This window comes from Microcoleus sp. PH2017_09_SFU_O_A, from assembly GCF_020738625.1.
Taxonomy (GTDB): Bacteria; Cyanobacteriota; Cyanobacteriia; order Cyanobacteriales; family Microcoleaceae; genus Microcoleus.
Genome location: NZ_JAEQCF010000026.1, coordinates 14,117 through 28,124 on the forward strand (window position 1 = coordinate 14,117; position 14,008 = coordinate 28,124).

Here is a 14,008-nt window from a genome sequence, read left to right on the forward strand (position 1 = left end):
GGTCGCTATCCCAGGTCAACTGTCAACTGTCAACTGTCAACTGTCAACTGTCAACTGAACGAACCTCGTTTCTTCTGTCACTCATCTGAGCTACCTCAAACAAGCGTCACTGAAAAAAGCGACTGTTAAAGCACTTTCCACCACAGCTACAACTAGGGAATAGCAGGTTCAAACAACTTGCAAACCACTAATCCCCAATAAAACCATGCAAACCACAAACGAAATTCACGCTCAATTACCGATGTGCTCTTCCTTGCCCACACTGCGACGAAATGATAGCAGCCCTGCCGCCAATAAAGACGTGCGCTATCTCCAACAATCCTTAGTTAAAAAAGGATATCCCGTAGCAACTGATGGATTCTTCGGCGCCAAAACCGAACAAGCAGTCATCAATTTTCAAAAGAAAAATAAGATTACTGTTGATGGCATTGTTGGCCAGCAAACTTGGACGAAATTAGGCGCTTGCGTTAGCGAACCTCCTTGTTAAATCACTGCCAACATTTGCCCGCACTTCTTTGTCGATCGCAACTTGCAAACAATAAATGGAGAATCCAACCATGCAAACCACAAACGCAACTCGCCTTGAATTACCTTCCTGCCGTTATTTTCCCCTACTCCAACGCAACGATGCTGTCACCCAAAATGAGGATGTCCGCTACCTCCAACGAGTTTTAAATGTCAGTGGAGCTTCCCTAGATACTGATGGATCGTTCGGCGCGAAAACCCAACAAGCAGTCATCAGTTTTCAACAGCAACAAAAAATCGCTGCTGATGGCATTGTCGGCCCAAAAACTTGGAATAAATTGGGCGTTTGTACAACTATATTTTAAAGTTTGTACTACCATATTTTAAACAGAGTAGGGCGTGCCGTGCGCGCCCTATCTTTTATAGCAACCGCGCCCGATGCTGAGGACGTTTTTAATTGCTGACACCAATGCGATCGATTCGGGAGCATCTCATTTTTGAAAAAAGCATTTTTTATTATAGTGCTGTCCCCGCTCAAAAAAGGATCGTAGTACGGACTTCAGTCCGCTCTTTAAAAAATGCTTCTTGCAAAACTGAGATGCTCCCAACTAAAGTCTTCTTCCCGAATCCCTGTTTTTACCAGAAGAGCAAAGCCGAAGCGAACCCTCTTCCTTAGGAGCGCGAATTAAATAATTTACACATATTTGTGGGATGGGCGTCCCGCCCGTCCAGAAAAGACGGGCGGGACGCCCATCCCACAAGAACAATAAAAATTGTAAGTTATTTAATTCTCCTTCCTTAGAAAAGCTGCCTACTTTTCCGCCCCGTCTTCCACCCCAGACCACCCCTCGGGTACTCCATACATTCGATACTTGCGAGAGCGCTTGAAATATAGCGTTGCTACCAGATCCTCAGGATTGATTTCTAAAATATTCTCAAATACTTTTTGAGCAGCAACAAATTTTTTCTGGTAGTAAAAATTGAGAGCTTCTTGAAAAATCTCCGCAGTTTGCTGTTTGAGGAGAATGCTTTGTTCTGTTTCTGCATCATAAATTTCAAATACCGACACAGCAGTTGTCTTTCCTTTCACCGTTACTCGATCGACAAATCTGTAGTTGTATGTTTCTGAATCGTCCAGGCGATCGATAATTTCACCGCTAACGAGAATTCCAGAGCCGTAAACCTTAGTCAATCCTTCCAAACGAGACGCGAGATTCACCGCATCAGAAATCACGGTACTTTCCATCCGTTCTCGCTCGCCAATTGTACCCAACATCAAATTGCCCGCGTGCAAACCAATGCCGATCGCGATCGGCAACAAGCCGTTTTGTTCTCGCTGCTCGTTGTAGATACTCAATTCTTTTTGCATATCAATTGCTGCTCGCACACCATCTGATGGAGATGTCGGAAACAAAGCCATGACTGCATCGCCAATATATTTGTTGATAAACCCGTTGTTTTCCCTGATTGCAGGACTCACCCTTCCCAAGTAACTATTAATAAATGCAAAGTTTTCGGCTGGTGTCATCTGTTCTGAAAGTACCGTAAAAGAGCGAATATCAGCAAAAAGTACAGTCATATTCTTTTCCTGATTGTCGCCTAATTTGACTTCAATAATACTCGGTCTTTCAAGCAAATCTAAAAAATCATGCGGCACAAACTTGCCGTAAGCTGCATTCAGTTTTGCCATACTAATTTGCGTCTTGATTCTGGCTAACAATTCCTTTTTGATAAAAGGTTTAGTTATATAATCATTCGCTTCTGAGTTAAAAGCTTCTACCAAGTCACTCGTTTGATTTTTGGCCGTCACCATCAGAATTGGTATTTCTAAAGGTGAGTATTGTTGGCGAACTGCTCGACAGACTTCATAACCAGTCATCTGCGGCATCATTACGTCGAGTAAAATCAAGTCTGGCTTAAATCCTGATTCAATCAGATTTAAAGCTTCTCTGCCGTTGATCGCTTGAGCGATCGCATAGTTTTCCAGAGCGAGATTATTGATAATGACCTGAATGTTAATTGGTTCATCATCGACCACTAAAACTTTTACTTTTTCACCTTCTTCTATCAAGTCCCTTTTGGTTAAGATAGTAGAATTTACTAGAGATGATTCGGAGTCTAATTCAGGAGCAAGCAAAATCTCCTCGCCCTCGGTTAAACCAGGCTGTTTGCTGTTAATTTCCGGCTGACTCTCTGAGACTGGTAAAGTAAAAATAAATTGGGAACCTACGCCTACACTTGAAGATACCGAGATTTTACCGCCGTGTAATTCCACTAATTTCTTGGCAACAGTTAACCCTAAACCCGTCCCACCATATTCTCTAGCAGTGGAACCGTCAGCTTGTTCAAATGATTCAAAAATTTGCTCTAATTTATTTTCGGGGATGCCAATGCCTGTGTCGGATACAGTAATCGCCAATTGGGGATTAGGTGATGATTCTTCAGGGCTCGTTATCAATGCTGCTGAAATCTCAACTGTGCCGCTTTCAGTGAATTTAATCGCGTTGCCGATTAAGTTATAAAGTATTTGCTCCAAACGATTCTCGTCGGCTGCTATTGGTGGCAATTCCGGAGCAACTGAGTTAATCAATTGCAATTTTTTTGTGCCTACCAATGGCTGACATAATTTGAGAATCACAAAGACGATTTCTCGGAGGTTGACTGACTTAGTTTGCAGTTCAAGACTTTTGTGTTTGAGCTGAGAAAAGTCGAGGATATCGTTTATTAAAGAAGCCAATCTTTTTCCTGACGATGCAATCAAAGCTAAGTTGAAATTGGTCGTTTCTGGCAGTTTTCCGGTAGCACCGTCTATCAAAGATTCTGCAATCCCAATAATGCCGTTGAGGGGAGTGCGGAGTTCGTGGGAAGTATTGGCTAAGAATTCGTCTTTCAGTTTGTCCAGTTGCTGCAATTGGGTATTTTTAGTTTCTAAGGCACTAAAAGATGTTTGCAGTTGTGCTGCCATGCTGTTAAAAGCAGTAGCAAGCACGCCCAACTCGTCGGAACGATCGAGCTTGACAGTTCTGTCAAATTGTCCTTGAGACAAATCTATTGCTGCATCTTTTAATTTTAAAATTGGTTTGGTAATCCAGCGAGAAGTGCAAATTCCGATCGCAGTAGCTACAGCCAAAGCTGCCAGACATAGCAAGATTGTAGTTCTATTGCCGGCATTTATTTGTTCCATAAAATCGGCTTCTGGAACGACGACGACAATGAGCCAATCTAAACCTTTGCCATCTTGGAATGGCATAACTTTTAAAAATTGCTGCTTCCCGTTGATTTCAAAATGGATTAGTTTCGATTCGGTAATTTGCTGCAAGTCTTGAAAGTGACTTTCTAAGTATTTAGCTGTACTCTGGGTTACGATATCGCTGCTTTCTTTGACTTGAAACTGTTGTTTTTTACCGTTTTTGTTGCGGAAAGGTTTTTCTGGGGTGGAAGTTGCCAGCAGCGTTCCCTTTCTTTCGATAATAAAAGTTTGACCGGATTTGCCTATTTTGAGGCTGTTTAAAAATTCACTGATACTGTCCAGACGTAAAGCAGTAATTAATACTCCGTCTAGCTGTTTCTGGTTGTTGTAAACTGGTTGCAGCGCGCTGAGGAGCAGTGTGGGTTCTAGCGAGGAGACATCCACTGAACTCCAAGTGGTTTTGCCTGCTACAGAGGCATCTTTGTATAAAGGGTTCTGTCGGATGTCGAAGTTTTTGATGGTGGCTGCTATTTTTGTGCGATCGCCCGTATCATTAGTATTGTAGGAATAAAAATTAAATTTGGTAGACGGGCCGGAGGCGTTAATCAATAAAGTCCCATTCGACATCTTTTCGCCAGTGCGGTATTCTCCATTGCGATTGGCGAATGAGGTAAAATTGATATAAGGATATAATTGCACTTGCCGCCACAGATACTTTTCCCAAGCTGGCAAGTCTTTGATGTTCACAAAACCCAACTTCAGTGCATCCAGCTTGCTTTGATTGATCTGGTGCGGAGTTTGCAAATAAGTTATCAAATTTTGCTCAATGCGATTGCTCACTTCCCCCATTAACTGATCTGCAAGATCGTTCACGGCTTTTTGAGAGTTCTTAAATGATAAATATCCCACAATTCCCACTGCCGCAAATACTTGCAAGACAAACGGAACTATGAGTACAGTTTGCAGCGTCGTTTTTCCTGAAAGTTTGGCAGCTAAGCGATTGAGAGAAAAAGTTGACATAACATTAATTTAGATTAAAAGACACGGTTTATACTCGGAGGGAAGCTACACCACTGTTAAGTATTGTAAACCTTGTTGTAGTTGAACAAAAGTTACACAATAACAGCCTGATTCTAGGTTGTTTCCTGAATCGCTGTCAAACCTGAGATTTTTTATAGAAACCAGGTTTTTTTTCGCATAGCTTTACGCATTATATTCGATTATGAAGTCAAACCTAGCGAACTCTACAGCGGATTTTCGGGGAAATTCCCCATTTTGGGTCTTCAGGCTTCGGTATGAATATATTATGACTGAGACTAGCTCCAGAAAAATCGATGAAGACCTGAAAATTTCTGACTTCAGATTGATGCTACTTTTACTACTTTTCATCCAAACATTCTATCCCCGACCATCCTTCTGGAACTCCATACATTTGATGTTTCAGAGAGCGCTGGTAGTAGATTGCTGCCAACTTATCTTGAGGATTTGTTTCGCAAATATTCTTAAAGATTTTTTGCGCTTTAGGAAAATTTTGCTCGACATAAAGCTGTATACCTTGTTGAAATACAGCAGCAGTTTCCTGTTTTAGCTGAATGCTTTGTTCTGTTTCTGCATCATAAATTTCAAACACCGACACGGCAGATGTTTTCCCTTTTACGGTGACTCGATCGACAAATCGGCACAGATATTGCGATCGATCGCCCAAACGCTCTAAAATTGATTCAGTAACGAGAATTCCAGAGCCGTAAACCTTAGTCAATCCTTCCAAACGAGACGCGAGATTCACCGCATCAGCAATCACGGTACTCTCCATCCGTTCTTCTTCGCCAATCGTACCCAGCATTAAAGTGCCCGCGTGCAAACCAATACCGATCGTAATTGGTGCGTAATCCCTTGTTTGTCGGCGATCGTTGAAAAGAATAACTTGTTTTTGCATTTCCACTGCCGCGCGAACAGCATCATCTGCCGACTCAGGAAATAGTGCCATAATCGCATCGCCAATATATTTATCAATGAAACCTTTGTGATCGCGAATTACCGGACTGACTCGACTGAGGTAGCTGTTGAGAAAATTAAAATTTTCTTGGGGAGTCATAGCTTCGGAGATAGTTGTAAAGGAGCGAATATCAGAAAATAAAACTGTCATTTCTTTCTGGATTTGATCGCCTAGTTGAACATCAACAATACTTTCGTGTCCCAAAAATCGCAGAAAGTCGTGGGGCACAAATCTACCATAAGCTGCATTTATTTTTGTGAGACGGATGTGAGTTTTGATTCGAGCTAGCAATTCATTTTTGAGAAAAGGTTTAGTTAAAAAATCATTGGCTCCTGCATTGAAACCTTGCACTAAGTCAGATACTTGATTTTTCGCGGTTAGCATGACGATTGGCAATTCGCTAGCCGTGAATTTCTCCCTGACTTTATCGCAAACTTCGTAACCAGTCATCCGTGGCATCATGATATCTAGCAATATTAGATCGGGTTTGTAGCCTCTCTCGATAAGAGCTAAAGCTTCTCTACCGCTGCTAGCTTCGGCGATTGTATAATTTTCAAGAAGTAGATTGTTAGTTAATACCTGAATATTTACAGGTTCGTCATCTACAATCAAAATTTTTACTTTGTTGTTTTTCAAAGAACATTTAATCGCACTCGAACTGTTATTGTTAAAATTTGGTGGAGCAGCTTCATTAATTATCAACTTGCGCTCTTCTGTTCTCGAAACTAAAGAATGTCGAGCAGTTGCTGGCAACTGCTTGTCATCGAGATATTGATTTTTAGAAATTGGCAAACTAAAGGTAAACTGGGAACCAACACCGAGTTCTGAAGATACTTGAATTTCGCCACCGTGCAGCTCGACTAACTGCTTTGTAACTGCCAAACCTAAACCAGTTCCTCCGTGTTCTCTAGCAGTGGAGCCGTCTGCTTGTTCAAAGGATTCAAAAATTCGTTCTAACTTATCTTCAGCAATGCCAATTCCCGTATCGGATACGGTAATTTGCAGTTTTGACCTGACAATTAAAGATAGAAGCTGGCTCGTTACTGAACTTTCTTTTTTTGCCAACTGCGGCGATTCCAAGCCGATCGCATTCGCCGAAATTTCTACAGTACCATTGTCGGTAAATTTAATCGCATTGCCGATCAAGTTGTAAAGAATTTGTTGCACCCGATTTTCGTCGGCATCCACCAGGGGAATGTCGGGAGTGACTGAATTAATCAACTGCAAGTTTTTTGTGCCAATTAGAGGTTGAGAAAGAGTTACTACGATATCGACAATTTCTCGAATGCCGACGGGCTTGATTTGCAGTTCAATATTTTTGTGTCTCAGCTTGGAGAAATCGAGAATGTCGTTGATGAGATTTGACAGTCTTCTGCCACTAGATGCAATAATTTCTAGATTGGAAATAGTCAGTGCTGGTAATTGTCCTGTAGCACCATCGATCAAAGATTCTGTTAAACCGATAATGCCGTTTAGTGGGGTGCGGAGTTCGTGAGAAGTATTGGCTAAAAATTCGTCTTTGAGTTTGTCAAGTCGCTGCAATTGAGCATTTTGATGCTCTAATTTTGTGAAAGATACTTCCAATTGACCGGCCATGCTGTTGAAGGCATTAGCTAATTTTCCTAGTTCGTTAGATGAGGCAATATTTACCCGAGTTTCCAATATGCCGCTAGTCATTTGAGTAGCTGCGGATGTTAGAGATTTTAAAGGATTTGTGAGCGATCGCGCAAAAGCGACTCCCAAGCCCACGGCGGCGAGGGCGCTGACGGTGGTAACTGCACCCATGACGTAGATGAGCGATCGCACAGGAGCGTAAGCTTCGGCTGTAGGTAGCTCTACAACCACCATCCACTGTACCCGACGGACGATCGCACCCGTTCCCATGACTTCTTCCCCGTGCCAGCCTCGATAAACCAGCGGAGATTGCATTCCCGAAGCTAAAGCTAATTTCGATAACTCTCCCACAAACGATCGCCCTTTCAAATCTCCGAGTAAATACGGATTAACCTTGTTTCCTGTTTCCGAAATCAGCACCGAGCGGTTGTCGATCACATAGCTGTATCCAGTTTTTCCAACTTGCGATCGGGCTGCAATTTGAATTAAAAAGTTTAGACTTACTCTGGCAAATAATACTCCAGCAATTTTATTTTTACTGTCACGAATAGGTACGGCTAAATTAACAACATTAACCGTTGTCTTCATATCGACATCTACCGAGCTAACATAATTTTGAGCCTGTCGAAACGTCTCCCAAAATAGAGGCGCATCTCCCGAAATACCTGCTAAACTTAAGCTAGATGTAGAGTATGATTCGTAAGGCGACATTACTTGTACGACTTGACCTTTACTGTTTAAAATTCCCACCACTTCGTAGGCGCTGTTGCTATTGATTAATCCTTCAAGAATGCTGCGCTGAGTTTCAGTATTAAATTCTGTTAGGCCACGCAATTCTGACAAATAATTGAGTTGGCGCTGCAAGTTATCCAGATAAGCGCTAATTTGGGCGGCCGCAGCTTGCGATCGCTCGTACTGAAGCTGTTTTGTCTGTTCTATTTGTCCCCGAAAGCTGAGGTAAGCTAACGTACTCCCTGCCATCAATACGCTTGCCACAACAATCGAGACAAAACCATAACGCAGTTGATTGGCAATTGAGGACATTTGATTCTGCTACTTAACAGTTTTAACTCTCTTTCTCTAGGATACACCTAATTTCATTTTTCGTAGCGCTGCTACAATCGCCACCTTTAATTTATCGTTACCTTTGGCTAACTTGTGGTTTTATAAATCTAATTTTTGTTTCCAGATCCGATCTTCAATCCAAATTCGATCCGGCAGGAGTCCCAACCTAAAGAAAATTTCAGCAATGCGTTGTTGTTCTTCAACTGCCCTATCTTGAATTGGTAACAAATCGTAGGTACGGCTTTTAGTTAAACTTCTAGCTGTGGTTTTTTTCATTCCGGTTCGAGCGGTAATAAAGTCTACTGCTCGCTCGGGATTTTTAGTTATCCAATTAGCCATCTGTCGCGTTTCTCCCATGACTGTTTTAACAATATCGGGAAAGTCGCTAGCAAAAGAGCGACTTGCCAAATAGAAGTTTCTGTCATTGATCAGTTGCTCGCTATCAGTCAGGAAATGAGCAGGCATGGTTTCCTGTAACTTAGCTAAAAACGGCTGCCAAACCGCCCAAGCATCAACTTCGCCTCTCAGAAATGCTTCCTGAGCTTTTGGCGGAGACAAATCGACTAATTCGGCATTTTTTAACTTCAATCCGCCTTGAGTTAACGCCCGAATTAACAAATAGTGAGCTGATGTTTTCCGAGTGGCTGCTATTTTCTTGCCTTTAAGATCTGCGAGAGTCCGAATAGGAGAATTTTCAGGAACTATGATGCCAATGCTGCCAGGTAAAGCTGAATCATTAGCAATATAAACGAAAGGTATGCCCTCTGATTGGGCAAAAATTGGCGGCGTAACTCCTGCATAACCCAGATCGATTTTTCCTTGTCCTATTGCTTTTAAAATTGGTGGCCCTGTGACAAATTCCGTCCATTCTACAGACCATCCCATTTTTGCTAAACGGGTTTCCAAAGATCCTTTAGCTTTGAGATAAAACAGGGATCCGAAAGGCTGATGGCCGATTCTTACTATTTTTGTTAAGTTTGAGAATGAGTTTGTTTTTTTTGCTGTAAAGCTATTTATCAGATCGGAGTTGCAACTTGCTACAGTTAAACTCAAGCAAAAAAATAGTATAAATAGCAGCGAATATTTCCAAGCCAAATGCTGTTTAATATTTTGAATCAAAAACGATAATTGAAACCTCGGCTTTTTGTGGCTCATAAAATATCGTCGAAGTAGGTTGTGCAGGAGTAATATTTTCCAGATGTTTTTGACAATACTTATATTACAATACGGTTCAGTTAACAATCTAATTGCTTTGCGCGCAGATAAATTCATTGAGAAGCACCATAGTCTTTGCGATTGCTTCGCTAAGAGCTCGCAATGACATACTTCGCTAACCCAAGCGTATTGACTTATATTATGTCCGCTGATTTCCGGGTGTTAAAAAAGGTAGAATTAAATATAAAATTTTGGCTGGCTGTCTCTGAAATTAGCGACCAAATTAAGCTATATTATAGCAGATTTCAGGAATGTGAGATTTGCTATGGCTGACTCTATTGCTCGCCGTTTGGAACAATACACGATCGCCCGATCGCACGAAGTGTTAATCGTGAAGGCCGAAATAGACGGCGAATTCGACGAAATTGCTATTTTTAAAGGGTTTTCTAGCTCCCTGGTGCGATCGACCGCGAGCGATCCAGAAGTGCCAGTTTTGCCGGAGACAGCAAAGATTGTTAGTGTCGATCGGCTCCAGAGTCCCTACAATCCAAATAACCCCCGCTATATCGAGCAAGGGCTATCTTGGGAAACAATGCAATTTCTCTTGTCCGAAGCCGGAGTTTAGAAGACCGGGCGGTTTCAACCGCCGTCTATACAAGAACACCGGGCGGTTGAAACCGCGTCTATACAAACAAAACCCTTCTAGTGCGGGTTGAAGAACTGGCGGTTAACATTACGTTATTTTCTTCAGTCCGCGGAGGCGGACTTTGTTTTTGTAGGCGCGGTTTCAACCGTACGTCTTATCTAAATCGTGCCGCCGGCCGCTTGAAAACGAGCTCTCGCGCGTTTGATTGCTTGCTTAGCTTGAATTTGCTCTTGCAAAGTGCCACTAGCAGAGCTTTCCAAACGAGCTTCTGCTTCGGTGTAAGCAGTACGAGCAGCTTCTTTATCAATCGTTTCGCCTTTCTCAGCGCCGTTGACAAGGATAGTTACTTGGTTTTCTTGGATTTCTGCAAAGCCGCCCATCAGAGCAATAGACACCCATTCCTTACCAGGACGGACGCGCATCACTCCGGTATCCAAAGCAGTCAACATCGGAGCGTGACCGGTCAAGATACCCAATTGGCCTGTCGTGCTTGGCAGAATTACTTCTTCAGCATTAGAATCCCAAACAGTTTTGTCTGGGGCCACTACGCGCACAGTTAATGTCATAAATAGTGAATTGGGAATTGGGAATTGGGCATTGGGAATTGGGCATTGGGCATTGGGCATTGGGCATTGGCCAAACAGGTAATTGGTTATTTGTTAGTTTCAATAACCAATAACCAATTACCAATTACCAATTACCCATTACCCATTACCCATTCCCTACTTTCTACTTAGCGTCAGCCTTCATTTTTTCAGCTTTGGCGATCGCTTCGTTGATATCGCCAACCAAATAGAAAGCTTGTTCAGGTAACTCATCAAGTTCGCCACCCAAAATCATTTGGAAGCCCTTAATGGTATCAGCCAACTTGACGTACTTACCGGGGGAACCGGTGAACACTTCTGCTACAAAGAACGGTTGAGACAAGAAGCGTTCAATTTTGCGAGCGCGAGAAACAGTCAAGCGGTCATCTTCCGACAGCTCGTCCAAACCCAAAATCGCAATAATATCTTGCAATTCCTTGTAGCGTTGCAAAATAGACTGCACCTGACGCGCAACACCATAGTGTTCTTCGCCTACAATGCTAATTTGCAACATTGTGGAGGTAGATTCCAGGGGATCAACAGCCGGATAAATACCCTTCGCAGCCAAACCGCGAGACAACAAAGTTGTAGCGTCTAAGTGAGCAAAAGTCGTAGCCGGCGCTGGATCAGTGAAGTCATCCGCAGGTACGTACACAGCTTGAACCGAAGTAATCGAACCTTCGGTAGTCGAAGTAATCCGTTCTTGCAAGTCGCCCATGTCTGTACCGAGAGTCGGCTGATATCCCACAGCCGAAGGCATCCGACCCAACAAAGCCGATACCTCAGATCCCGCTTGTACGAACCGGAAGATGTTGTCAATGAACAAGAGTACGTCTTGCTTGCTGACATCGCGGAAGTATTCGGCCATCGCTAGAGCCGACAGGCCCACGCGCATCCGAGCACCTGGTGGCTCGTTCATTTGACCGTATACTAGGGCAATTTTCGATTTGCTGCGGTCTTTTTCGTCAATAACCCCAGACTCGATCATTTCTTTGTAAAGGTCATTACCTTCACGGGTGCGCTCGCCCACACCGCCAAACACGGACACGCCGCCGTGAGCCTTGGCGATGTTGTTCACGAGTTCCATCATGATCACGGTTTTGCCGACGCCTGCGCCGCCGAACAAACCGATTTTGCCACCGCGACGGTAGGGAGCCAGGAGGTCGATGACCTTGATCCCTGTTTCAAACACCGAAGGCTTGGTTTCTAGTTCGGTGAAAGCCGGCGGCTGGCGGTGGATGGGCATACTTTCGGAAGTATTGACCGGGCCGAGGTTGTCTACGGGTTCGCCGATGACGTTAAAAATACGGCCGAGAGTCGGGATTCCGACGGGAACTTGGATCGCTTCCCCGGTATCTAATACTTCCATACCGCGCATTAAGCCGTCGGTGGTACTCATGGAAACTGCACGCACTTGGCTGTCTCCGAGGAGTTGCTGAACTTCGCAGGTAACAGAAATGTCTTGACCTGCTTCGTTTTTGCCGGCGATCGTAATAGCGTTATAGATTTGGGGCAGTTTGCCGCCTGGGAATTTTACGTCTACAACTGGCCCGATGATTTGGGTGATGTAGCCTACGTTCGTTTTTGTTGCGGTGGATACCATGAATAGTGCCTTTGTTAGGATTCTATTTTTCCCGTTGTGGAAAAAGTCTTAACATTTAGAAATGCTATTTCTCAGAGTACCACTGAACAGACTCACTATTTAGATTTGTATGGGGATGCTTAAGAGTCATTTTTTTGGTTGCTGCTGTCGCTTTTTTTTGCCGCGAGCCGCCGCCAAAGCCCCGATCCCCAGCATGGTGCCGAACACTGTCACAGGCTCGGGTGCTAGCTCGGCGGAGACGGTGAAGTCTTGGAAGTCGCGATCGTTTCCTCCTCCGGCATCGTCGAAGGAGATTTTGCTTCCCTGAGCCAGTTGGGCCATTGTGAGCGATGAATATTGTTCTGGGCCTTTACCGCCGTTGATACTTGTAAATGAGTCGGGGGAGCGGGGGTTGAGCCCAAATTCGCCAAATACGGCTTGCTGACATCCGGCCACCACACAGTCATCTCTGCGAAACTGGGTGTTGGCGGCAAACCATTCGGGGCTGTTCATGAAGGTGCTGCTGGAGGCGTACTGCTCGAATTGTTTGCCACTGCCGCTGTCACTCCAGAGCAGCAGGGCATAAACTTGATCCTGCAAAAAGGTGAAGGTTTGAGTTGGGGAGCCGTTGTTCGATCCCACGGAGTTGCCGAAGGTTCCTTTCCATTCATCGGCGTTCCCGTTATCTGAGGGTTTGAACTCGTAAAACAGTCGGGTGATGTTGCTGTAGCCATTGGCTCCTGTCTGAGCTTGGGCTACCCACAAGCTAGACTGGTAAGCGCCGTGAGATTGGTCGAATGTAAAGTTGATATTGGTATCTCGATCGAACTGGATGCCAGTGCTGCCAAACATGAAAGCTCGGGCGGGCGTGCAGATGCTGAGCAAGATTGTGGTTGCCAAGCTGGCGACTGTAAAAGATGTTTTTTTGACTAGCGTTAAGGTAGTCATAACCCTGATTCCTCCAATATTGTTAGTTAGTAAGCTGGTCAATGCTATCTTGTCAAGACAGGAATAGACGATCGCGACCCTCGGATATTAAGGGCGATCGTCAAACCGACAAAACAGACTCTACGGCAGTGACTCTACGGACTGATATCACTTAGGTGTTTTTTTGAGTCAATGAGTGCTTGTTTTAAGAGTTTTCACTGACACTCTAGTGGCAGACTACTTTCATCTGTCACAGCCAGATTTTCACTCAGTATAGATTTACAAGCTACTACATCTATTGGTATCGCTAACTGTCTCAAATTGACTGGAAGACTTGCAAATATTAGCTTTCATCAAAAATATATAAATTTTTTTAGTCAATTTTTGTAAAATTTTGGTAAAGCTCATCCCAAACTTATAAAGTTTCTCAGAAAAATTTGGCTGTTGGGTGAGTTGCTCCTGGAAGCGGACTGCAAGCTGCTCGCCCTGGAATCGGCTGTGGCGCTGTCCAGAGTAGGAATTGGAGCGAGTTGTTTGGCACTAGCAGCAAGTTGCTTTCACTGGCGATCGGTACTTACGCATTTTTGACTGCTAATCGTCAAGGTTGACAGTTGACAGTTGACAGTTGACAGTTGACAGTTGACAGTTGATAGTTGATAGTTGACAGTTGATAGTTGACAGTTGATAGCACTTGACAAAGGAAAGAAGAGGATTGGAGTAATGAATAGTCTGCTTTTAATTTATCCTTAAAAGGGTTCCGGCTTTAAACCAATTATTTATGGTA

At 43.7% G+C, this 14,008-nt stretch carries 10 protein-coding genes; 3 read left to right on the plus strand and 7 right to left on the minus strand.

Translation table 11 applies throughout. The features are described 5' to 3' along the window. Nucleotides 1-205 precede the first annotated feature (205 nt). Together JGK16_RS12090 and JGK16_RS12095 are read left to right on the plus strand one after the other, a co-directional pair. A complete protein-coding gene (locus tag JGK16_RS12090) occupies nt 206-487 on the plus strand; it encodes a peptidoglycan-binding domain-containing protein (RefSeq protein ID WP_293183021.1) in 282 nt (93 codons plus the stop codon). Nucleotides 488-557: 70 nt separating this feature from the next. Further along, nucleotides 558-830 carry a peptidoglycan-binding domain-containing protein gene (locus tag JGK16_RS12095; protein ID WP_293183023.1) on the plus strand — a complete coding sequence of 91 codons (273 nt, stop codon included), beginning with the start codon at nt 558-560 and terminating at the stop codon, nt 828-830. Nucleotides 831-1,276: 446 nt separating this feature from the next. On the opposite strand, the gene JGK16_RS12100 is transcribed toward JGK16_RS12095, so the two are convergent. The 3 genes from JGK16_RS12100 to JGK16_RS12110 form a co-directional block, all read right to left on the minus strand. Further along, nucleotides 1,277-4,675, minus strand: coding sequence for an ATP-binding protein (locus JGK16_RS12100; RefSeq protein ID WP_293190614.1), 3,399 nt, complete (start codon nt 4,673-4,675; stop codon nt 1,277-1,279). A gap of 358 nt (nt 4,676-5,033) precedes the next feature. After that, on the minus strand, nt 5,034-8,309 hold the full coding sequence (locus JGK16_RS12105) for a response regulator (RefSeq protein ID WP_293190615.1): 3,276 nt from the start codon (nt 8,307-8,309) through the stop codon (nt 5,034-5,036). A 120-nt stretch (nt 8,310-8,429) separates the two neighbouring features. Then, a complete protein-coding gene (locus tag JGK16_RS12110; protein ID WP_363319660.1) occupies nt 8,430-9,350 on the minus strand; it encodes an aliphatic sulfonate ABC transporter substrate-binding protein in 921 nt (306 codons plus the stop codon). Between the two features lie 460 nt (nt 9,351-9,810). Between JGK16_RS12110 and JGK16_RS12115 the strand changes: the two genes are divergently transcribed. Beyond that, entirely contained in the window at nt 9,811-10,110 is a 300-nt protein-coding gene (locus JGK16_RS12115; RefSeq protein ID WP_293190617.1) for a hypothetical protein, read from the plus strand. Nucleotides 10,111-10,289: 179 nt separating this feature from the next. On the opposite strand, the gene atpC is transcribed toward JGK16_RS12115, so the two are convergent. The 4 genes from atpC to JGK16_RS12135 all read right to left on the minus strand — a co-directional run bounded on the left by atpC (nt 10,290) and on the right by JGK16_RS12135 (nt 13,922). Then, on the minus strand, nt 10,290-10,697 hold the full coding sequence (gene atpC / locus JGK16_RS12120) for an ATP synthase F1 subunit epsilon (RefSeq protein ID WP_293151311.1): 408 nt from the start codon (nt 10,695-10,697) through the stop codon (nt 10,290-10,292). A 163-nt stretch (nt 10,698-10,860) separates the two neighbouring features. After that, on the minus strand, nt 10,861-12,318 hold the full coding sequence (gene atpD, locus JGK16_RS12125; protein ID WP_293183033.1) for a F0F1 ATP synthase subunit beta: 1,458 nt from the start codon (nt 12,316-12,318) through the stop codon (nt 10,861-10,863). Nucleotides 12,319-12,444: 126 nt separating this feature from the next. Then, nucleotides 12,445-13,245 (minus strand): PEP-CTERM sorting domain-containing protein, encoded by an 801-nt coding sequence (locus JGK16_RS12130; RefSeq protein ID WP_293190619.1) that lies wholly within the window; start codon nt 13,243-13,245, stop codon nt 12,445-12,447. 536 nt (nt 13,246-13,781) lie between these two features. Further along, nucleotides 13,782-13,922 (minus strand): hypothetical protein, encoded by a 141-nt coding sequence (locus JGK16_RS12135; protein WP_293203110.1) that lies wholly within the window; start codon nt 13,920-13,922, stop codon nt 13,782-13,784. Nucleotides 13,923-14,008 lie beyond the last annotated feature (86 nt).